20 protein-coding genes are annotated in these 22,403 nt (G+C 55.6%); all 20 read right to left on the reverse strand.

Annotated features, from left to right (window positions below; genetic code table 11):
* Positions 1-167: 167 nt before the first annotated feature.
* Entirely contained in the window at positions 168-1,640 is a 1,473-nt protein-coding gene (locus tag YA0848_RS01060) for a TnsD family Tn7-like transposition protein (RefSeq protein ID WP_198712241.1), read from the reverse strand.
* Between the two features lie 24 nt (positions 1,641-1,664).
* On the reverse strand, positions 1,665-3,110 hold the full coding sequence (locus tag YA0848_RS01065) for an ATP-binding protein (RefSeq protein ID WP_184316440.1): 1,446 nt from the start codon (positions 3,108-3,110) through the stop codon (positions 1,665-1,667).
* Complete coding sequence (locus tag YA0848_RS01070; protein ID WP_184316442.1) at positions 3,103-5,274, reverse strand: Mu transposase C-terminal domain-containing protein; 2,172 nt, start codon at positions 5,272-5,274, stop codon at positions 3,103-3,105. The genes YA0848_RS01065 and YA0848_RS01070 overlap by 8 nt, the downstream gene beginning before the upstream one ends.
* The gene (locus YA0848_RS01075; protein ID WP_416146518.1) at positions 5,267-6,166 is read right to left on the reverse strand and encodes a TnsA endonuclease N-terminal domain-containing protein; all 900 of its coding nucleotides are present in this window, start codon (positions 6,164-6,166) and stop codon (positions 5,267-5,269) included. The genes YA0848_RS01070 and YA0848_RS01075 overlap by 8 nt, the downstream gene beginning before the upstream one ends.
* 264 nt (positions 6,167-6,430) lie before the next feature.
* Positions 6,431-8,263 (reverse strand): glutamine--fructose-6-phosphate transaminase (isomerizing), encoded by a 1,833-nt coding sequence (gene glmS / locus YA0848_RS01080; protein ID WP_169902284.1) that lies wholly within the window; start codon positions 8,261-8,263, stop codon positions 6,431-6,433.
* 10 nt (positions 8,264-8,273) lie between these two features.
* Positions 8,274-9,041 (reverse strand): DeoR/GlpR family DNA-binding transcription regulator, encoded by a 768-nt coding sequence (locus YA0848_RS01085; protein WP_034101597.1) that lies wholly within the window; start codon positions 9,039-9,041, stop codon positions 8,274-8,276.
* 227 nt (positions 9,042-9,268) lie between these two features.
* Complete coding sequence (glmU, locus tag YA0848_RS01090; protein WP_034101599.1) at positions 9,269-10,636, reverse strand: bifunctional UDP-N-acetylglucosamine diphosphorylase/glucosamine-1-phosphate N-acetyltransferase GlmU; 1,368 nt, start codon at positions 10,634-10,636, stop codon at positions 9,269-9,271.
* A gap of 123 nt (positions 10,637-10,759) precedes the next feature.
* On the reverse strand, positions 10,760-11,176 hold the full coding sequence (locus YA0848_RS01095; RefSeq protein WP_034101601.1) for a F0F1 ATP synthase subunit epsilon: 417 nt from the start codon (positions 11,174-11,176) through the stop codon (positions 10,760-10,762).
* A gap of 44 nt (positions 11,177-11,220) precedes the next feature.
* Entirely contained in the window at positions 11,221-12,597 is a 1,377-nt protein-coding gene (atpD, locus tag YA0848_RS01100; RefSeq protein WP_034101603.1) for a F0F1 ATP synthase subunit beta, read from the reverse strand.
* Positions 12,598-12,624: 27 nt separating this feature from the next.
* Positions 12,625-13,485, reverse strand: coding sequence for a F0F1 ATP synthase subunit gamma (atpG, locus tag YA0848_RS01105; protein WP_010207685.1), 861 nt, complete (start codon positions 13,483-13,485; stop codon positions 12,625-12,627).
* Positions 13,486-13,535: 50 nt separating this feature from the next.
* Positions 13,536-15,080 (reverse strand): F0F1 ATP synthase subunit alpha, encoded by a 1,545-nt coding sequence (gene atpA, locus YA0848_RS01110; protein WP_034101605.1) that lies wholly within the window; start codon positions 15,078-15,080, stop codon positions 13,536-13,538.
* Between the two features lie 21 nt (positions 15,081-15,101).
* Positions 15,102-15,638, reverse strand: a complete 537-nt coding sequence (locus tag YA0848_RS01115) for a F0F1 ATP synthase subunit delta (RefSeq protein WP_003195833.1) — start codon at positions 15,636-15,638, stop codon at positions 15,102-15,104.
* A gap of 12 nt (positions 15,639-15,650) precedes the next feature.
* Positions 15,651-16,121, reverse strand: a complete 471-nt coding sequence (locus YA0848_RS01120) for a F0F1 ATP synthase subunit B (protein WP_003177066.1) — start codon at positions 16,119-16,121, stop codon at positions 15,651-15,653.
* A 54-nt stretch (positions 16,122-16,175) separates the two neighbouring features.
* Entirely contained in the window at positions 16,176-16,433 is a 258-nt protein-coding gene (atpE, locus tag YA0848_RS01125) for a F0F1 ATP synthase subunit C (protein WP_002555987.1), read from the reverse strand.
* Positions 16,434-16,567: 134 nt separating this feature from the next.
* Positions 16,568-17,437: a F0F1 ATP synthase subunit A gene (atpB, locus tag YA0848_RS01130; RefSeq protein ID WP_034101609.1), complete on the reverse strand. Its 870-nt coding sequence runs from the start codon at positions 17,435-17,437 to the stop codon at positions 16,568-16,570.
* 16 nt (positions 17,438-17,453) lie between these two features.
* Entirely contained in the window at positions 17,454-17,861 is a 408-nt protein-coding gene (locus YA0848_RS01135; protein ID WP_010565865.1) for a F0F1 ATP synthase subunit I, read from the reverse strand.
* Between the two features lie 148 nt (positions 17,862-18,009).
* Entirely contained in the window at positions 18,010-18,882 is an 873-nt protein-coding gene (locus tag YA0848_RS01140) for a ParB/RepB/Spo0J family partition protein (RefSeq protein ID WP_016970690.1), read from the reverse strand.
* A 9-nt stretch (positions 18,883-18,891) separates the two neighbouring features.
* Entirely contained in the window at positions 18,892-19,689 is a 798-nt protein-coding gene (locus tag YA0848_RS01145) for a ParA family protein (protein ID WP_016978715.1), read from the reverse strand.
* Positions 19,690-19,707: 18 nt separating this feature from the next.
* Positions 19,708-20,352: a 16S rRNA (guanine(527)-N(7))-methyltransferase RsmG gene (rsmG, locus tag YA0848_RS01150; protein ID WP_034101612.1), complete on the reverse strand. Its 645-nt coding sequence runs from the start codon at positions 20,350-20,352 to the stop codon at positions 19,708-19,710.
* Complete coding sequence (gene mnmG, locus YA0848_RS01155) at positions 20,349-22,241, reverse strand: tRNA uridine-5-carboxymethylaminomethyl(34) synthesis enzyme MnmG (RefSeq protein WP_034101777.1); 1,893 nt, start codon at positions 22,239-22,241, stop codon at positions 20,349-20,351. The genes rsmG and mnmG overlap by 4 nt, the downstream gene beginning before the upstream one ends.
* Between the last annotated feature and the right edge of the window lie 162 nt (positions 22,242-22,403).

Here is a 22,403-nt window from a genome sequence, read left to right on the forward strand (position 1 = left end):
GCTAGGACCTATTCAGACAACAATTACACCATACTTGCATTTCTCGGCTGCGAGACTGCTGAAAGATATCTTAACCTGATTTTCAAGACGGAAGAATCTTCTCGACTGGGAAAAGATTTAAAATCTTTATATTATGGACTCTAACGCGCAGCATCAGTCACGAGCAATCAAACGTGAGAGAGAATGTGTAGCACCTCCTCAACAGTAACATGAGAAGCCCTGATTCCGGCACACCGGTACACAACGCTAACAGAGCTTTGCTCAGGTAGAAGATAACACCTCACCGCCCAGTTGATTTTACGAATTTGATAGTCATGGTTCGATTCAAGCATATCCGTCATCAGAAAGGTGCTGATAGGAAATTTATTAGGTATTTTCAAAAACTCACGGCTACGAGCAACTTTCCTCCCCAAAGCCGCGCGGGTAATCTTTTGGGGCTTTTCTTGTGTAGAAAGAATCTGGTCCCTCGCTATTAGAAGCTCTCGAGCAAGAGCCAGGTCCCTCGCATCCCAATCGACTAATTCTGGCCTTGATCGGGTGAAAGGATGCGCAGACACGTACTCGGCTAACCATCCTCTATCATGACGGTACAGCCACATATAGCCAGGCTTTTCATGGCATTTCATGCTGAGGCTGCTTGAGAAAGCTGCCCGACGCGCCTGGACTTCGGCGTGATCAAAAGTGGCACCAGGGTCATCGCCTTTACGTGCTTCTTTGTTGCAAGTATGAGCTTGAGCATCGAAAGCTCTGAGCTGCTCAAGGTCTGTCTTAAGGAGCCAACAAAGAAAGTAAAATTTCAAAGGCTGTATGACCCTCTGTCGGGGGCGCAAGACTGTAAATACCCAGTCACAGGAGTGGCAGATCTCCTGAAACTCATTAGCTAGAGGGTTAAGTAAAAGAGTCGAATTCAAAAAAGCCCGTAAAGCCTGCTCTCTAATCCTGCCGGACTTGAGAAATCCCATCTCCTCCAACCGGTGTCCCAAGAAGTTACCAGCCAGGAGCCTCTGCATATCCGTAGGATGATTGAGAGCCCAGAACTGCATCTCACTTACGATATCAACTGCAGATGCGGCAGGAGTCTCCATGATCTGCGAACCTACTGCCTCTCCCGGAAGCAGCATGCAACGCCAATCGGCTCCATTCGGAAATGTAATCGCGCGGAGTGCCTTCCCATGAAGGGGGCAAACACAACTGCCCATCGCTTGGTGAATACGGTGCCAGTAGGCCGAGCCGCAATTGCGACTGTCTTCAGTAACGCAGCTTTCGCAATACCGGAAGGACGCATGCTTGAGGAAACCTGACGCTGTGAGGCCTAAGCTCATCTTCAGACCAGTTCCGGAATCACCAGCCATCGCGATTCGCGCGGCAGTGCGCTTCGCTTCACTCAAAAAAGGTTCGTAGAGAGGGAAAAGCGTAAAATTATTAATTAGCTCGTTCACCGAATATGCCCAGGCTAACTCCTTAGATAAGGTTCCCAAGCAGCATGGCAGGATTGAGCCGCAAGTCCGAGAGTACACGCCAAATAAATCCTGGCTTGTCCGACGATAACTGTGGTTTGCCGATAGTCTGTGATAGCGCACCGCTAGGCTGTAGAGCAACTCATCGGGAAACGGCTGAGGAAAACAATGCAAGCGCTCCATTGACTTGGGCTCCCGCGATTCATATCACCAGGCAGAGTCCGGATCCACCCAGCCACGCTGTTTAAGTTGCGCCTCCACATCATCGCCTTTAGAAAAGTGGGTGCTTGGGAGTTTCTCGTTGGCAACTGGAACTACTGGCTTACGGACCGACTGCACAGCCTGTATTTCAATATGCTCGACGGGTGCAATCGCTGCTTGGGCAATGAGAGAAAGGTGAGTTCTATCGGCACGGCGCGCCAGATCGTAATTCATCATCTGCGCGATCTGGTCCTTTGTAGGCATCATGTCCTCGAAATCAGCGATCTGCAATGGGTCGCCGCTCCGGAGTGCCTCAACGGGCTTATGGAGGAGCCTCATCTGATTGTCGTACACCTGCTGAAGTAACGCTGGTGAGATAGAGTCGATGCCCTCCCAGATTGCGTGACGCTGAGAAAGCATTAGGAGTTTGGCTAAAAAGTCAGTGTTTCCTTGGGTGAGATCGTAGATTTTGGAAAGCAGACGCCCCGTCAACGGGGCGGGATTTTTGGTCCAGTCGTAAGCCCAGAGTTGGGACACCAAGTGCGCCCAAAATGGATCATCCTCGGAGAATCTGTCAAAAGCGATCGGCCCCATTCCCGCCGCACGGCGAGCATTTCGTAATACACCCGAAAACAGCGGAAGCATTGCATTTGTGCCGACATAGACCAGTGGGACGCCCGCGTCATTCGATAGTGTCACGAAGAAATTGAGCAGCTTTTCACGATCCTGGCCGCCTCGAGACGAGCAAAGGTGCTGCATTTCATCAATGATAAGCGCGCCAATAGAAAAGGTTTTGCACAGTTGACTGATGTTTTGAAGCATGACACTGATGCTGCGACCAGTAGAGCTTCTGCTGGAATATTTCTCGACGCCTAATGCCGCATCCAACGAAGAGAAGAAAGCCGCACAAAACCCCCGTAACGAGCCATCGTGCGGACATTCGATCTTGAGCCACACCACCTGCGTCTCAATGAATATCTGCTCCTTGTATTTACTATGGCTGATCACCTGTGGATAAAGTTTGGCAATGGCGTTGAGTGCGGTCGTTTTGCCCATTCCGCTTAACCCGATCAGGGTCATTGTTTCTGCGGTGGACATAAATCCGTGCCCTTTGATTTCCGCAGAAGAAGGCAATCGGTGCCTTACGGTGGACGCATGCAAAGGATTGCGTCCGGTGTACCCGTACCGAATCAACTGACTGAACAAATCCTCCAGTCGCAGGTGGATTTCAAATGGTACGACGACGTCCTTCAGCCTGTTAATCCCATGGCCACGAAGTTTCGGGTCCATCGCCCTTTCCGTCTCATTAGGCCGTGCAGGGGTGTTTCCGATGCGTCTGACGACATCAACATCCGACAGAATCTTGGGGAGGCACTCAATCAGGGGATTACCATCGTATTGAGGCATGCCAGTCGAGACGTACTCAGCAGGCGCAAAACTGAAGTCACTCATGATTGGCCTCGTTATCCGCGTTGATCACCAGTTTCAGAAAAGCAGCGCTCCTGCCCGAAACAGGTTTCTCGACTACTGGATTTGAAATTTCAACTGCGTCTGGCGAGTTATTTACAAGTCGGAGTTGATTTAGATCAGCGGTATGCAAGTCACGCTCATTCTGAGTTTCTGTGGCACGCTTCGAACGCTTGTCACGCTTAAACTCAGCGTCTGATTCTGGGTTGCCTTGGGCCCTCCGTTTAGCTTTCGCCCGGTTAAGGATTTCCTCCTGACGACTCTGGAGGAATGCTCCAGTGGCAGCATCTTCATATCGGGCGTCAGGCGAGACTTGGTTCAAAATCTTGATCATATCGAGGACCTCCTCCATCCGAAGCCCGGCATACTTAGCACGGTGCTGCGGTACGATGGTCAACGGCTCGAAACCGGCCTCAGATTTGATCCAGCAGTTCTCGATCGAGTTTGGATCGTAAAAAACCCTGACGTACCTGGTTTTGAAATTGTGAGAGCGTTCCAACCACTCTGAACGGATAGCCGTTTCACACGTGTACTGCACGCCTTGAAAACTGATACCGCCTCGGCCGATGCGACACTCCTGCGAGGGCAACAACGCAATCTTCAGCTCCGCAGGCGACACGACTTTCGAATTCAGAAGATTGTTTGCCATAGACCAGTTCCACATAGCTATCGGAGTGGGCTCTACTTCCGTAGCGATCATCTCCCGGCTCAGAAGATGAGGGACGCGAAGGCTCTTGTTGTGAGCCAGAACACCGACGATGACCATTTCAGTAAACTCATCGATATCGAAGATGGCGTCCAGCTGGTAGTCACGATCACCACGCTCCATTTTCCGAGCATCTACGCCGCCCGGGGAAAATTTCAAATCCAGCTTTTCGTTGATCAGGCGAAACCGGCTCTCAATGATACTTTTCCAGTCCGGCCGAAACGGTGGCAAAATCTTGAGGACCGTACCTAAGGTCTTTGTCATCGTCTCCCCAGCTTCACTGAGCAGCTCGGCTCGATCTGCGACAATTTCAACTGGCAGGTGGGCGCACGGCCAGTCACCCTCATCAATCTCAATGTTGTAGCGCTTGCAAAAATCTTTCTTGGCAGTGCAGGCGTTGTAGATGGCATGCCTAGCGCCATTCCAACTGGGTCCCTCAAGACCGACATGAACGCCTACAATCATCCTGGTGAACGTATCGACCACTACATACAACACTGGCCTGCCAATAAGCCACAGCCGATTGACTCGATGGACCAGATATACATCAGCAATGGTCGAGTCGATTTCGTACCGATGGCCGGCACCGACCAAACCCTCCGAGGCAGACCCGACTAGCGGACGATGGTCTTTGTTGTAACGGATTGCACCGCCACGAGTCTTCAACCTATAGAGTTCATCAAAAAACAGTTTTCCATGATGATTCAGTTGGTGGATGGAGGGATAGCTGCCGCGTATCAGGTTTCCTTTTGAACCATCGGACTTGATCGACCTATAAAATTTATCGAGCATCCATTCATGCGCTCTCTTTAGGCTGCCACACCTGCCACTGGCAACGCGACCATAAGCCAGGCGGATATGCCCCATGTGTCGCGCTTCGAGCAAAATTGCGCCACCATCGTCCACTACTACGCCACGATATTTAAGCGGTCGGCCAGGAACTATACCGGAGGCACGGTTTTTTGATTTCCCAGGCCCTCCACACGCACTTGTATTCCATAAAAAAGCGTTATGTGTCTGCCCCATGCTCCAATACCGATAAAGCAGGCGATAAATTTGTTTTCGGTCTACCCCCATCACCAGCGCATGATTAGCAACGAGAGCTCCAAAGTCAGACGTTAAAATATCGAGTGGAACTTGCCCCTCCACTAAACCACGTACCAGTCCCCAATTCTTTTCCCTGCTTATTTTTTCATTCTTTCCAATCTCATCATCGCTTCGAAGCAGATGCATGGGCACCATTTCAAGATTGAGCACCGCCGCACCATTATTTATCTCTTCAACTAAAAGCGACCTTTCAACGCGCCAAGGCTTAGATGGATTCGTTCCCAATTCAATAACTAAAACAAAATCATCCCTTATGCCTAAAACCCTAACTGGTTTCTTCAGAAGCCCAGAGCTCTCACCTGGAGAAACAATACTGTTAACGCCCAGACTAAGCATGGCGGGGTACCTCAATTGTTGGTGCAACGGAAAAAGACGACTCACTAACCCAGACGCGCAAAGGCTCGGATAAGCTTATCAACCTAGTAGTTAGGTCCGTCTTAAGCCTACCCGTCCATAAAAGATGATGGAACAGCCGCTTAACACCCATATATTCGATAAAAATTGACCTTGAAGCTTTTTCTAACAGTGCTTTTAAGGGCAATTGATCAGTCGCACATTCAGCTATATATTCTAGCAGGCTATTGACATTCTTATCCGTAGGCAAAGAAGAATGGATATGTGCATAACTTCTAAGAATAGTTAAGTTTTTTATTTTGATTTGCGAAAGATTTTCATGGAAAACAAGTTTCCATTCTACCTTCCTCATAGCCCAGTACTTTGCTTCGATTTCAAGCTTTTCTGCCATCCGATTCCGCTCCCTTATACCGGCTTCCTCAAACTCCTTTCGATACTTTACAGAACGCGCGGCCAGCCTTTCTTCGCCCTCTGAATCTATGAAAGTGATAAGGAAGTCTGTAGTCATAACGACAGGGACCTGAGTACCTGGGTAGACAGGGTGACGGAAGTTCAGACTCGAAGCGATCGCTTGAGTTTCAGCTTGTGTTAAAAGCGGAAATTGCTCGCGAACGTCGATGATAGAGGGATCCTGCTCAAGGATCAGATGATAGTCACGCTCAGCGTTGGATAGCAGGTGATGGCTGCGATGGAATTTCACTCCCGGCACAAGGTGAGACACGCCCCTCGATTGTATATCCCAAATCTTGATCCAGGGTTCATAGGATTCTCTTACGCCGGAGCCACGGCCTGATTTGATTTTTCTATCAATCTTCCGCTGAGTCATCAGTCTGGAGGCAGCAGGTTTTCTTGGTGCAACGGGCGCAGATGTCATTTCACGAGTCGCTCATTGTTAGGCGACCCACTCGATCAGAACGGCACAGGGCATGTGGCGTGGGGAACTCATGAGCGGGTTTAGCCAGGACAGAAGTGACAGTGGCGAGGTAGATAATGAGCCGTTATTCCTGAACCTGCCACTACCCCGGCAAAAGCGCCGGGATAGAGCCTTGTGACACACTTTAACGACTTGTGACAACCTTTATTATTGTGTGACAACCTTTATTCTTTGGAAACATCCGCGCACGCCGGGGCCGCTGGATTACTCCACCGTCACCGACTTCGCCAAGTTACGCGGCTGGTCGACGTCAGTCCCCTTGAGCACGGCCACGTAGTACGACAGCAGTTGCAACGGGATGGTGTAAAGGATCGGCGACAGGGTGTCGTGGATGTGCGGCATGTTGATGACGTGGGTGCCTTCGCCATTGGTCATGCCGGCCTTTTCGTCGGCGAACACAATCAGTTGGCCGCCACGGGCACGCACTTCCTGCAGGTTGGACTTGAGCTTTTCCAGCAATTCATTGTTCGGCGCCACTGTGACCACTGGCATGTCGTCATCCACCAGGGCCAGCGGGCCGTGTTTGAGTTCGCCAGCCGGGTAGGCTTCGGCGTGGATGTACGAAATCTCCTTGAGTTTGAGCGAGCCTTCCATCGCCACTGGGTACTGCGCGCCACGGCCGAGGAACAGGGTGTGGTTCTTGTCGGCGAACAGTTCGGCGACTTTTTCCACGGTGCTGTCCATGGCCAGGGCTTCGCCCAGGCGGGTCGGCAGGCGACGCAGTTCTTCGACCAGGGTGGCTTCGACGCCAGCGGCGAGAGTGCCACGCACTTGGCCCAGGGACAGGGTCAGCAGCAACAAGCCGACCAACTGGGTGGTGAATGCCTTGGTGGAGGCCACGCCGATTTCGCGACCGGCCTGGGTGAGTAAGGTCAGGTCCGACTCACGAACCAGGGAACTGATACTGACGTTGCAGATCGCGAGGCTGGCCAGGAAGCCCAGCTCCTTGGCGTTGCGCAGGGCGGCCAGGGTGTCGGCGGTTTCGCCGGACTGGGAGATGGTCACGAACAACGTATCGGGCTGTACCACCACCTTGCGGTAACGGAACTCGCTGGCCACTTCGACCTGGCACGGGATGCCGGCCAGTTCCTCCAACCAGTAACGCGCGACCATGCCAGCGTGGTAGCTGGTGCCGCAGGCGACGATCTGTACATTACGGACCTTGGCGAACAACTCGGCGGCTTGTGGGCCGAACGCGTTGACCAGCACTTGCTTGTCGCCAAGGCGACCTTCCAAAGTGCGTTGCACCACGGATGGTTGCTCGTGGATTTCCTTGAGCATGAAGTGGCGAAACTCGCCCTTGTCGGCGGCTTCGGCGCCATCACGGTACTGCACCGCCTCGCGCTCGACAGAGTTGCCGTTGACGTCCCAGATCGCCACGCTTTCGCGACGGATGTCGGCAATATCGCCTTCTTCCAGATACATGAAGCGGTCAGTCACCTGACGCAGGGCCAGTTGGTCGGAAGCCAGAAAGTTTTCACCCAGGCCCAGGCCAATCACCAACGGGCTGCCACTGCGGGCGGCCACGACGCGGTCGGGCTGGCTGGCGCTGATCACCGCCAGGCCGTAAGCGCCGTGCAGTTCCTTGACGGTGGCCTTGAGGGCGGTGGTCAGGTCGCCGAGATCTTTGAGCTTATGGTTGAGCAGGTGGGCGATCACTTCGGTGTCGGTGTCCGAGGTGAACACATAACCCAGACCCTTGAGTTGCTCGCGCAACACTTCGTGGTTTTCGATGATGCCGTTGTGCACCACCGCCAAATCACCGGAAAAATGCGGGTGGGCATTGCGCTCGCACGGTGCACCGTGGGTAGCCCAGCGGGTATGGGCGATGCCCAGGCGGCCGACCAGCGGCTCGCCGGCCAGGGCCTGCTCCAATTCGCTGACCTTGCCCGGGCGACGCGTGCGCTCAAGCTTGCCGGCGTTGGTAAAAACCGCCACACCGGCGCTGTCATAGCCGCGGTATTCCAGGCGCTTGAGGCCTTCGATCAGGATGGGCGTTACGTTACGTTCAGCGACTGCGCCAACAATGCCACACATGGTATTTCTCCTAGATGATTGCCGCGCATATCAGCGTAATGCCGCGGGCTTGGATCTGGTCGCGGGCCTCAAGCGGCAGGCGATCATCGGTAATAAGTGTATGGACGCTGCTCCAGGGCAGTTCCAGGTTGGGAATTTTGCGGCCGATCTTGTCGGACTCGACCATCACCACCACTTCACGGGCGACCTCGGCCATTACGCGGCTCAGGCCCAGCAATTCGTTGAAGGTGGTGGTACCGCGCTGTAAATCGATGCCGTCGGCGCCGATGAACAGTTGATCAAAGTCGTAGGAACGCAACACCTGCTCGGCGACCTGGCCTTGGAACGAGTCCGAATGCGGGTCCCAGGTACCGCCGGTCATCAACAGCACTGGCTCGTGTTCCAGTTCACTCAACGCGCTGGCCACATGCAAGGAGTTGGTCATAACCACCAGGCCGGGCTGATGACCCAGCTCGGGGATCATGGCTGCTGTGGTGCTGCCGCTGTCGATGATGATTCGTGCATGCTCACGCAAGCGCTTGACCGCAGCACGGGCGATGGCGCGTTTGTACGCGGAAATGGGTTGGGCAGGATCACCGACCAATTCCTGAGGCATGGTGATTGCGCCACCGTAGCGGCGCAGTAACAGGCCATTGCTTTCCAACGCGGCCAGATCCTTGCGAATGGTAACTTCCGAGGTTTCGAAACGCTTGGCCAATTCATCCACACTGACTTCGCCTCGCTCGTTGAGCAAGGTGAGGATGTTGTGGCGCCGTTGGGGGGTATTACGTTTCGACATGGTAGTGATAAGTTTCGTTTCGAAAGATAACGAAGGCAATCAAAACCTATTGGGATGGTATCGTCAAGCGTCGAGAAGAGATTTTTTAAACGACACATATGAAAATGTGGGAGGGGGCTTGCCCCCGATAGCTCTGGGTCAGTCAGCTCATCTGCCACTGACGCACCGCCATCGGGGGCAAGCCCCCTCCCCCTTTGAAGCTAGCTGCTTATGTAACTGTGGATAACTCAGGTCTTCTTGATCTTGACCGGGCGCTTCCAGCCGTCGATGTTGCGCTGGCGAGCGCGTGCGACGCCCAGCTGCAAGTTATCCACATCCTGGTTGATGGTGGAACCGGCGGCAGTAGTCGCGCCATCGCCCACTTTGACCGGCGCGACCAACGAATTGTTGGAGCCGATAAATACGTCTTCGCCCAATACGGTCTGGTGTTTATTGGCGCCATCGTAATTGCAGGTGATGGTGCCAGCGCCGATATTGGTGCGCGCACCGATGACCGCGTCCCCAAGGTAAGTCAGGTGACCGGCCTTGGCGCCTTCCCCCAGATGGGCATTTTTCAGTTCAACGAAATTACCCACATGGGCCTTGGCTTCCAGCACGCTGCCAGGGCGCAGCCGCGCAAACGGGCCGGCATCGCTGCCCTCGCCCATTACGGCACCGTCGATATGGCTGTTGGCCTTGATCACTACGCCTTTGCGCAGGGTGCTGTCCTTGATCACACAGTTGGGGCCAATCACTACGTCGTCTTCGATAATCACGCGGCCTTCGAGGATCACGTTGATATCGATCAGCACGTCGCGGCCCACGGTCACCTCACCACGGATGTCGAAACGTGCCGGATCACGCAGGGTAACGCCCTGGGCCATCAGGCGACGACCTTCGCGCAGTTGGTAGTGACGCTCCAGCTCGGCCAGTTGCTTGCGGTCGTTGGCGCCCTGCACTTCCATCGGGTCGTGGGGCTGCTCGGTGGCCACCAGCAGACCATCGCTCACCGCCATTTCGATGACGTCGGTGAGGTAGTACTCGCCCTGGGCATTGTTGTTGGACAGGCGGCCCATCCAATCCGCGAGGTTCTTGGCAGGCACAGCCAGAATCCCGGTGTTGCCTTCGGTGATGGCGCGTTGGGCTTGGGTGGCGTCTTTGTGCTCAACAATAGCCGCGACCTTGCCGTCGGCGTTGCGCACGATGCGGCCGTAACCGGTGGGGTCATCCAGTTCCACGGTGAGCAGGCCCATTTGGCCTGGAACTACGTGCTGGAGCAGACGTTGCAACGTGTCGACTTCAATAAGCGGCACGTCGCCATAAAGGATCAACACAGTATCTGCGCTGATAAAGGGTACCGCCTGCGCAGTGGCGTGCCCGGTGCCCAATTGCTTGTCTTGGAGGACGAAGTTGAGATCGTCCGCCGCCAGGCGTTCGCGCACCACATCGGCACCATGGCCAATAACGACGTGGATACGCTGGGGCTGCAGTTGCCGGGCGCTGTGGATAACGTGACCCAGCATTGAATGACCGGCGACCGGGTGCAGCACCTTAGGCAGGGCCGAACGCATACGGGTGCCCTGGCCTGCGGCGAGAATGACGATTTCAAGAGACATGAATGGCTACCAATCCTGGGCGGTCCGACTTCAGACCAAAGAAGTGTTTTGCAAAAAAAGAAAAAGGGTAGCCGAGGCTACCCTTTTTAATCAATCGCGCGTGAAGCATGACGGCGTGGCCGCTTACTTCTTGCGGATCTGCTGGAGCGTGCGCAGCTGAGCTGCAGCCTCGGCCAGACGTACAGCTGCAGCGCTGTAGTCGAAGTCCGCACCCTTTTCGTTCAGGGCCTTCTCGGCAGCCTTGACGGCTTCCTGAGCGGAGGCTTCATCCAGGTCACTCGCACGTTGCACGGTGTCGGCAAGTACCTTGACCATGTTCGGCTGAACCTCGAGGAAACCGCCGGAGATGTAAAACACCTCCTTTTCCCCGCCTTGCTTGGTCAGAGTGATCGGACCTGGCTTCAAGCTGGTGATCAATGGCGCGTGGCCCATGGCAATACCCAGGTCACCGAGTTCGCCGTGTGCAATCACCATTTCTACCAGACCGGAGAAGATTTCCCCTTCCGCGCTGACGATATCGCAATGGACTGTCATAGCCATCTGATTGCCTCAACCTGATGAGCGCCCGTTTCCGGGCGCCTGGATTACAGTTTCTTGGCTTTCTCGATCGCTTCTTCGATGCCGCCGACCATGTAGAACGCTTGTTCTGGCAGGTGGTCGTAGTCACCGTTGAGGATGCCTTTGAAGCCAGCAATGGTGTCTTTCAGGGAAACGTATTTACCCGAAGCACCAGTGAAGACTTCAGCCACGAAGAACGGCTGCGACAAGAAGCGCTGGATCTTACGAGCACGGTTTACCAACTGCTTGTCGGCTTCCGACAGCTCGTCCATACCCAGGATCGCAATGATGTCCTTCAGTTCTTTGTAACGCTGCAGCACGTACTGAACGCCGCGAGCGGTGTCGTAGTGCTCCTGGCCGATCACGTTCGGGTCCAGCTGGCGCGAAGTCGAGTCCAGTGGATCGACCGCTGGGTAGATACCCAGGGAAGCGATGTCACGGGACAGTACAACGGTGGCGTCCAAGTGGGCGAAGGTGGTCGCTGGGGACGGGTCGGTCAAGTCATCCGCAGGTACGTATACCGCTTGGATCGAGGTGATCGAACCTTCCTTGGTCGAAGTGATACGTTCTTGCAGAACGCCCATCTCTTCAGCCAGGGTCGGCTGGTAACCTACTGCAGAAGGCATACGGCCCAGCAGTGCGGATACTTCAGTACCGGCCAGGGTGTAACGGTAAATGTTGTCGACGAACAGCAGAACGTCGTTACCTTCGTCACGGAACTTCTCGGCCATGGTCAGGCCAGTCAGTGCTACGCGCAGACGGTTTCCCGGCGGCTCGTTCATCTGACCGTAAACCAGTGCCACTTTGTCCAGAACGTTGGAGTCCTTCATCTCGTGGTAGAAGTCGTTACCCTCACGAGTACGCTCACCCACACCGGCGAACACGGAATAACCGCTGTGCTCGATGGCGATGTTACGGATCAGTTCCATCATGTTTACGGTCTTGCCTACACCGGCACCACCGAACAGACCGACTTTACCGCCTTTGGCGAACGGGCAAACCAGGTCGATAACCTTGATGCCGGTTTCCAGCAGGTCGTTGCCGCCTGCCTGTTCTGCGAACGACGGCGCGGCGCGGTGGATACCCCAACGTTCGTCGGTGGCAATCGGGCCAGCTTCGTCGATCGGGTTGCCCAGTACGTCCATGATCCGGCCCAGGGTCGCTTTACCGACCGGTACGGAGATGGCTGCGCCAGAGTCGATAACGTCCAGACCGCGCTTCAAGCCTTCGGTGGAACCCATCGCAATGGTACGAACTACGCCGTCGCCCAGCTGTTGCTGAACTTCCAGGGTAGTGTCCGCGCCTTGTACTTTCAGCGCGTTGTAGATGCTCGGTACGCTGTCGCGTGGAAATTCCACGTCGATAACGGCGCCGATGATTTGAACGATACGTCCGCTACTCATAGCTGGATCCTCTGAATATTTGAACCGTTAAACCGCGGCAGCGCCGCCGACGATTTCCGAGATCTCTTGGGTGATCGCAGCCTGACGCGCCTTGTTGTAGATCAGCTGCAAATCGCTGATCAGATCACCGGCGTTATCGGTAGCGTTTTTCATCGCGATCATCCGCGCCGCTTGTTCAGCTGCGTTGTTCTCGACCACCGCCTGGTACACCTGCGACTCCACGTAGCGCACCATCAAGCCGTCAAGCAGCTCTTTGGCGTCTGGTTCGTAGAGGTAGTCCCAGTGGTGCTTGAGTTCCTGATCCGGGGTCGCCACCAGTGGAATCAATTGCTCCACGGTCGGCTGCTGGGTCATGGTGTTGATGAACTTGTTGGATACCACGGACAGGCGGTCAATCCGGCCTTCCAGGTACGCATCCAGCATCACCTTCACACTGCCGATCAAATCATTGATCGACGGCTCTTCACCCAGGTGGCTGATAGCTGCAACGACGTTACCGCCGAAGTTACGGAAAAAGGCCGCACCCTTGCTACCAACAACACACAGATCGATCTCGACGCCTTTTTCGCGGTTTACCGCCATGTCCTTGACCAGGGCCTTGAACAGGTTGGTATTCAAACCACCGCACAAACCACGGTCACTGCTCACTACGACATAACCAACGCGCTTAACTTCGCGGTCGATCATGAACGGGTGGCGGTATTCCGGGTTGGCGTTGGCCAGATGCCCAATTACCTGGCGGATACGCTCCGCATAAGGACGGCTAGCAGCCATGCGCATTTGTGCCTTGCGCATTTTGCTGACCGCCACTTTTTCCATGGCGCTGGTAATTTTTTGCGTGCTTTTGATGCTCGCAATCTTACTGCGAATCTCTTTTGCGCCTGCCATGTAACACCTATCAGGTTAGCAAGCGGGAGCCTTGCGGCTCCCGCTGCGGCTTACCAGGTTTGGGTGGCCTTGAACTTCTCGATACCGGCTTTCATGCCAGCGTCGATATCGTCATTGAAGTCACCCTTCACGTTGATCTTCGCCATCAAATCGGCGTGATCGCGGTTGAAGTAAGCAATCAGCGCTTGTTCAAAGCTGCCGACCTTGGCGATTTCAACGTCGGTCAGGAACCCACGCTCAGCGGCATACAGCGACAACGCCATGTCAGCGATCGACATTGGGGCGTATTGCTTCTGCTTCATCAGCTCGGTAACGCGCTGACCATGCTCAAGTTGCTTACGGGTCGCTTCGTCCAGGTCAGAAGCGAACTGGGCGAATGCCGCCAGTTCACGGTACTGAGCCAGAGCGGTACGGATACCACCGGAGAGCTTCTTGATGATCTTGGTCTGAGCGGCACCACCCACACGGGATACCGAAACACCGGCGTTCACTGCAGGGCGGATGCCCGAGTTGAACATGGCCGATTCCAGGAAGATCTGACCGTCGGTGATGGAAATCACGTTGGTCGGAACGAACGCGGAAACGTCGCCAGCCTGGGTTTCGATGATCGGCAGTGCGGTCAGGGAACCGGTTTTGCCGGTCACTGCGCCGTTGGTGAACTTCTCTACGTACTCTTCCGAAACGCGGGATGCGCGCTCCAGCAGACGGGAGTGGAGGTAGAACACGTCGCCTGGGTAAGCTTCACGGCCTGGTGGACGGCGCAGCAGCAGGGAAATCTGGCGGTAAGCCACTGCTTGCTTGGACAGATCGTCATAAACGATCAGCGCGTCTTCACCGCGGTCGCGGAAGAATTCACCCATGGTGCAACCGGAGTACGGTGCCAGGAATTGCAGCGCAGGAGATTCCGAAGCACTGGCAGCCACGATGATCGTGTTGGCCAGGGCGCCGTTTTCTTCCAGCTTGCGAACAACGTTGGCGATGGTCGATTGCTTCTGACCGATGGCTACGTAGACGCAGAAAATGCCGCTGTTCTTCTGGTTGATGATCGCGTCGATCGCCAGAGCGGTTTTACCGATCTGACGGTCACCGATGATCAGCTCACGCTGGCCACGGCCGACAGGGATCATGGCATCGACAGCCTTGTAGCCAGTCTGTACAGGCTGGTCTACCGACTTACGCCAGATCACGCCTGGAGCAACTTTCTCGACCGCGTCGGTCTCGGTGTTGCCCAGTGGACCTTTGCCGTCAACAGGGTTACCCAGTGCGTCGACTACGCGACCCAGCAGTTCCTTACCAACCGGAACTTCCAGGATGCGGCCAGTGCACTTGGCGCTCATGCCTTCAGCCAGACTGGTGTATGCGCCCAGTACAACGGCACCTACGGAGTCTTGCTCCAGGTTGAGGGCCATACCGTAGACGCCGCCCGGAAACTCGATCATCTCGCCGTACATAACGTCGGCCAGACCGTGAATCCGCACGATGCCGTCAGATACGCTGACGACAGTGCCTTCGTTACGGGCTTGGGAGGTCACATCGAGCTTGTCGATGCGGCCCTTGATAATTTCACTTATTTCGGAAGGATTGAGTTGCTGCATTGCTCTGCTGCCCCTTCAAACTCAAGATTTCAATGCTTCGGCAAGTTTCGCGATTTTGCCGCGAATCGAGCCATCGATAACCAGGTCGCCGGCACGGATAACAACACCACCAATCAGGGATGCGTCCTCCGAAGCTTGCAGGCGCACTTCCCGATTGAGTCGTGCACTGAGAACCTTGGCGAGTTTGTCTTGCTGTTCTTGGTTCAATGCGAAAGCACTGGTCACTTCAACGTCTACCGATTTCTCTGCTTCAGCCTTGTACAGGTCGAACAGCGCGGCGATCTCCGGCAACAGCGGGAGACGGTCGTTTTCGGCAATGACGTGAATGAAGTTCTGCACCTTCACATCAAACTTGTCGCCGCACACTTCAATAAAAGTGGCGGCCTTGTCTGCGCTCGTCAGGCGCGGGGCCTTGAGCACGCGCTGCATGGTGTCGTCTTGCGACACTGCTGCAGCCAGGCCGAGCATGGCTGACCAAGAGGCCAGCTGCTGGTGGGCCTGGGCGTGCTCGAAGGCTGCCTTAGCGTAAGGTCGGGCCAACGTGGTCAGTTCTGCCATGATCGCCCTCGCTTAAATTTCAGCAGCCAGTTTGTTAACCAGCTCCGCGTGCGCGTTTTGATCGATTGTGGCACCGAGGATCTTCTCAGCACCGCCGACCGCCAGAGCACCCAGTTGGGCACGCAGCGCGTCTTTGACGCCGTTCAGTTCCTGTTCGATCTCGGCATGAGCCGAAGCCTTCACACGGTCAGCTTCGACGCGGGCTTTTTCAACAGCCTCTTCGACGATCTGGTTACCGCGTTTCTTGGCTTGCTCAATGATCTCAGCTGCCTGTGCTTTAGCTTCGCGCAGTTGATGACCCACTTTCTCTTGGGCCAACTCCAGGTCGCGAGCTGCACGGCTGGCAGCGTCCAAGCCGTCCGCGATCTTCTTCTGACGTTCGTGCAAAGCCGCGATGACCGGAGGCCACACGAACTTCATGCAAAACACTACAAAAATGAAGAACGCAACGGATTGGCCAATCAGGGTTGCATTAATGTTCACGCCAACACCTCGCTCATTCGTTGTCCATCACCCCAATCACTCGAAATCGAGTGATTAGCCAGCGAGTTGACCAACGAAGGGGTTCGCGAAGGTGAAGAACAGTGCGATACCAACGCCGATCATGGTCACGGCGTCGAGCAGGCCGGCGACGATGAACATTTTAACTTGCAGCATTGGGACCATTTCTGGCTGACGCGCTGCGCCTTCCAGGAACTTGCCGCCCAGCAGGCCGAAACCAATGGCAGTACCCAGAGCGCCCAGGCCGATCAACAGTGCAACAGCGATAGCGGTTAGACCAACTACAGTTTCCATCTTTCCTCCCGACTTTTACGTCGTATGGTTTAGGTTTTTTAGATTTTAAAGCGGTAAAACAAATCGTTTCATTAGCCCTGGTGGGCCACCTTCCCGTTTCACCGGGAAGGACATCAGACTGGTCGAGACCGGCCTTAATGGTTCTCTTCGTGCGCCATCGACAGGTAGACGATGGTCAGCATCATGAAGATGAAGGCCTGCAGGGTAATGATCAGGATGTGGAATACAGCCCACGCCCACTGCAGAACAACGCCCAGGCCGCTAAGCCAGAGCAGACCGCTGCCGAACATCACAGCAATCAGAATGAACACCAGTTCGCCGGCATACATGTTGCCGAACAGTCGCAGTGCCAGGGAAATCGGCTTGGCGACCAGGGTGACGAACTCCAGCAGGAAGTTCACCGGAATCAGCAGGGCCTGAACGAAAATGTTCTTGCTGCCGAACGGGTGCAGGGTCAGCTCGCCGATGAAGCCGCCGATGCCCTTGACTTTGATGCTGTAGAAAATGATCAACGCGAACACCGACAGGGCCATGCCCAGGGTGGCGTTAGGGTCCGTGGTGGAAACGGCACGGAATGGAATGTGGTGATCGCCGGAGATCAGGATCGCCAATTGAGGAATCCAGTCGACCGGAATCAGGTCGACGGCGTTCATCAGGAACACCCAGACGAAGATGGTCAGTGCCAGCGGTGCGATCACCGGGCTACGGCCATGGAAGCTGTCTTTCACGCTGCCATCGACGAATTCGACCAATACCTCAACGAAGTTTTGCAGGGCACCCGGCTGACCGGAAGTCGCCTTTTTCGCCGCCATGCGGAAAATCAGGACGAAGATCAGACCCAGTGCGACCGACCAGCCCAGAGTATCCAGGTGGAAAGCCCAAAAGCCCATTTCTTTGGCTTCTGCTGCGGTGTGGGCGAAGCCCCAGCCGCCGTTGGGAAGCTGACCGAAGGTCAGGTTCTGCAAGTGGTGCTGGATATAGCCCGAAGCGGTTGTTTCTGCCATGGTTGCCTCAAACGCCCTAAGGTTTCGAAAGTCTTGTTTTCATTAGCAGGGGAGCGAACCAGCTGACCAGTTGGGTCAACACGAAGACACCGAATACAGCCAGCGGCGCCAATGGCTTCACACCTGCAAAGGTCAGTGCAAACAGCACTGCCGTCAAAATCAGTTTCCCCGCCTCGCCGGCATAAAAAGACCGGACGATGGCCTGGGCTGCTCGGGCGCCGGAAAACCGAAAGGCCCTGTGAGCAAAATACATATTGGGCAGCAAGGCTATCAGGCCTCCGCAGAGTCCTGAATATCCGGCTACGACTCCATGCCAATACCAAAGCGCCAATGCGGCGATCAGCAGGATGACAAATTGAGCCAATAAAACCGGGAAAACGGCCAAGCGATGGAACGGCAACGTGTTTGGCGTGCGGGTTTCCATCACTCTTGCTCCTCAATGGTCGGCTGCCGGAAATCAATAACTTGGCATAATTTGTGCCGACAAAATGCGCGCAGAGTATAGGGGCGGTTCAGCCCCTATTCAACTGTCGGGTAGTGATTTCCGATCACGCGCTACATAAGCAAATGTTTCAGCGGATGTGGGCAAGGACGCCCTGAAGCTCATCGAGGGAGTTATATCCGATGACCAATTGGCCTTTGCCCTTCTTGCCATGGCGAATTTGCACCGCAGAGCCCAGGCGCTCGGCCAGGCGCTGCTCGAGACGAGCGATATCCGGATCAGGTTTGGCCGTTTCGACCGGTGCAGGTTTACCACTGAGCCACTGCCGAACCAATGCCTCGGTCTGACGAACAGTGAGCCCTCGTGCGACAACGTGTCGCGCCCCTTCAACCTGTTGATTTTCCGGCAAACCGAGCAATGCACGGGCATGGCCCATTTCCAGGTCACCGTGGGACAACATGGTCTTGATGACTTCCGGCAGCGCGATCAGACGTAGCAGGTTGGACACAGTTACGCGGGATTTACCTACAGCCTCGGCCACCTGTTGCTGGGTCAGCTGGAATTCCTGCTGCAAACGCTGCAACGCAATCGCTTCTTCGATGGGGTTGAGGTCTTCACGCTGGATGTTCTCGATCAAGGCCATGGCGATCGCGGTTTCGTCCGGCACATCGCGGACCATCGCCGGGATCGTCTCTTTGCCGGCCTGCTGGCTGGCGCGCCAGCGGCGCTCGCCGGCGATGATCTCAAATCGGCCCCCGCCGATCGGGCGAACCACGATCGGTTGCATCACACCCTGGGCCTTGATCGAATTGGCCAGTTCTTCCAGCGCCTGAGGATCCATGTCCCGGCGCGGCTGGTATTTACCGCGCTGGATCAGGTCCAGGGGCAGGTGCTGCAACTCGCGCTCGTCAGCCTGCACCGCTTGTTCTTCAAGGGATGTAACGGTCGGACCACTCAACAGTGCATCCAGTCCACGTCCGAGACCTCGTTTCTTGACGGCCATGGGGATTCCTTAAGTTGGCTGGGCGGCAGCGGTGCGTGAGTTGCGGCGTTGGCGACGGACCATCTCGCCGGCCAGTGCCAGGTAGGCAATGGCGCCACGGGACGATTTGTCGTAAGCCAGGGCAGGCATGCCGTAGCTCGGGGCTTCGGCCAAACGGATGTTGCGCGGGATCACCGTATCGTAGAGCTGGTCGCCGAAGTGTTCCTTGAGCTGCGCAGACACATCGTTCATCAGGCTCAGGCGCGGATCGAACATAGTCCGCAAAAGACCTTCGATCTGCAGGTTCGGGTTGAGCAACTCGGCAATCCGCTTGATGTTATCCACAAGGTCACTCAAGCCTTCGAGCGCGTAGTACTCGCACTGCATGGGGATGATCACCCCATCGGCAGCGACCAGCGCGTTGAGCGTGAGCATCGACAATGAGGGTGGGCAGTCGATCAAAATGTAATCGTAATTCTCGCGGATCGGTGCCAAGGCGCTGCGCAGACGGCTTTCTTTCATCTGCATTTCCAGCAGCACCACTTCGGCCGCAGTCAGATCGCGGTTGGCCGGCAGTAGCTGATAACCGCCGTGTTCGGAATAGTGCATGGCCTGAGCCAGGTCGCACTCGCCGATCAGCAAGTCATAGACTGAGTTTTCCAGGCCGTGTTTATCCACACCGCTACCCATGGTGGCGTTGCCCTGTGGATCAAGATCGATCAACAGCACCCGGCGCTTGGTGGCCACCAGGGATGCTGCGAGGTTGATGCAGGTGGTGGTTTTGCCCACGCCACCTTTTTGGTTCGCTATCGCGAATACCTTAGCCATTCTTGCTTGTGTTCCCAATCATGCCGTGCGGCGCAGTATCAGCAGATGGCGTTGGCCTTGGCAACCGGGTACGGCCAAGGCGTGTTCGCTATCAAGGTGGAAGTCCGTCGGCAATGCTAACAGCTCATCGCTTGGATGGACGCCCTTCATTGCCAGCCAACGGGTGTCTTGGTCGCCCAGGTGGCGGGTCCAGTTGCTGAAGTTTTCCATGCTACTGAACGCCCGGGAAACAATTCCGTTGAAGGGCTGTTCAGGCTTAAAGGCTTCGACGCGGCTGTGGATAACCTGCAGGTTATCCAATTTGAGTTCGAGTTTGACCTGAGTCAGGAAGCGCGTCTTCTTGCCGTTACTGTCCAGGCAAGTGACTTGAGACTCTGGAAACAGAATGGCCAGAGGAATGCCCGGCATGCCTCCGCCACTGCCCACGTCCAGCCAACGACCATTTTCGATAAAGGGCATCACGCTCAAGCTGTCGAGCAAATGACGCGACACCATCTCGTCGGGATCGCGCACGGCCGTCAGGTTGTAAGCCTTGTTCCACTTGATCAGCAGAGCCAGATAGCCCAGCAGCAAGTCATGCTGGGCCGGGGTAAGGTCGACGCCCAACTGGCGCGCGCCTGTGGATAACTCTTCGGCATGTTGCGAGGTGACCAACGAACTCAAGCGCTTTGCTCCAACTGACGGCCCGCGCCGCGTTTTTTCAAATGAATCATCAACAGCGAGATCGCTGCCGGGGTAACGCCAGGGATCCGCGAAGCCTGGCCCAGGGTTTCAGGGCGAGTTATCCCCAGCTTGCTTTGGATCTCCTTCGAGAGCCCGGAAATGCTGGTGTAGTCGATATCCAGAGGTAGCTTGGTGTCTTCACTGGCGCGCAAGCGGGCAATTTCATCCTGCTGGCGGTCAATGTAACCGGCGTACTTGGTTTTGATTTCAATCTGTTCGGCGACCTGTGGGTCTTCTGCGCCCTGCCCCGTCACTTCGACCAAGCCAGCGTAGTCGATTTCCGGACGGGACAGCAGGTTCAGAAGGTTGTACTCGTGGGTCAGTGGCGTGCCGAACTTTTCGGCAATCGCGTCACCCTGCTCGGTGCCCGGGCGAACCCAAGTACTTTTCAGGCGTTGCTCTTCCAGCGCGATGCTCTCGCGTTTTTTGCAGAAAGCAGCCCAACGCACATCGTCGACCAGGCCCAGTTCGCGGCCTTTTTCGGTCAGGCGCAGATCGGCATTGTCTTCACGCAGGATCAAACGGTATTCCGCCCGCGAGGTAAACATCCGGTACGGTTCCTGGGTGCCCAGGGTAATCAGGTCATCGACCAATACACCGATGTATGCCTCATCGCGACGCGGGCACCAGCTGTCTTTGCCCTGGGCACGCAATGCTGCGTTGGTCCCGGCCAGTAAACCCTGGGCCCCGGCTTCTTCGTAACCGGTGGTGCCGTTGATTTGCCCGGCGAAGAACAAACCGCCGATCACTTTGGTTTCCAGGCTGTATTTCAGATCGCGGGGGTCGAAGTAGTCATATTCGATGGCGTAACCCGGGCGCACGATGTGTGCGTTTTCCATGCCGCGAATCGATTGCACGATCTGGATTTGCACATCGAAGGGCAGCGAAGTGGAAATGCCGTTCGGATACAACTCGTGGGTCGTCAGGCCTTCGGGCTCGATGAAGACCTGATGGCTTTCCTTGTCGGCAAAGCGGTGGATCTTGTCTTCGATCGATGGGCAATAGCGCGGGCCGACGCCTTCGATGACCCCGGAATACATCGGCGAGCGGTCGAGGTTCGCCGCGATGATTTCGTGGGTACGGGCGTTGGTGTGGGTGATCCAGCAACTGACCTGTTTAGGGTGTTGCTCTTTGGAGCCCATGAACGACATCACTGGAATCGGCGTATCGCCCGCTTGTTCGGTCATCACCGAAAAGTCCACAGAACGCCCATCGATACGCGGCGGCGTCCCGGTTTTCAAACGACCGACACGTAGCGGCAATTCACGTAGGCGTTTTGCCAGGGCAATCGACGGCGGGTCGCCGGCGCGACCGCCGGAATAATTCTGCATACCGATGTGGATAAGTCCGCCCAGGAACGTACCTGTGGTCAACACCACGGATTCAGCAAAGAAACGCAGGCCCATTTGGGTGACGACACCGCGCACCTGGTCTTGCTCAACGATCAGGTCATCGGCTGCCTGTTGAAATATCCACAGGTTCGGCTGGTTTTCCAGGGTTTCGCGCACCGCCGCCTTGTACAGGATGCGGTCGGCTTGTGCCCGAGTCGCTCGCACAGCAGGGCCTTTGCGGCTATTGAGCACGCGAAATTGAATACCGCCCTTGTCGGTGGCCATTGCCATCGCGCCGCCGAGGGCGTCGATTTCTTTGACCAGATGGCTTTTACCAATGCCACCGATGGCAGGGTTGCAACTCATCGCACCGAGGGTTTCCACGTTGTGCGTCAACAGCAGGGTTTTAACACCCATGCGCGCTGAGGCCAGTGCTGCCTCGGTACCGGCATGACCGCCGCCGATGACGATCACTTCAAAACGGGAAGGGAAATCCACCACGCACCTCGTGCCTGCTTATGTAGGTAATCAGGAATTGTTTGTTGAAAGGGTTTTGGAGCTTTGGCGGCAAGTATAGGGACTTAGCCCTTCCTAAAGAACCCTTTGCACAAAATTTAACCAGCTGTGGATGAATCACAGACAATAGAAATTAAAAGAGAG

Source organism: Pseudomonas sp. S4_EA_1b (genome assembly GCF_016307435.1).
Taxonomy (GTDB): Bacteria; Pseudomonadota; Gammaproteobacteria; order Pseudomonadales; family Pseudomonadaceae; genus Aquipseudomonas; species Aquipseudomonas rhodesiae.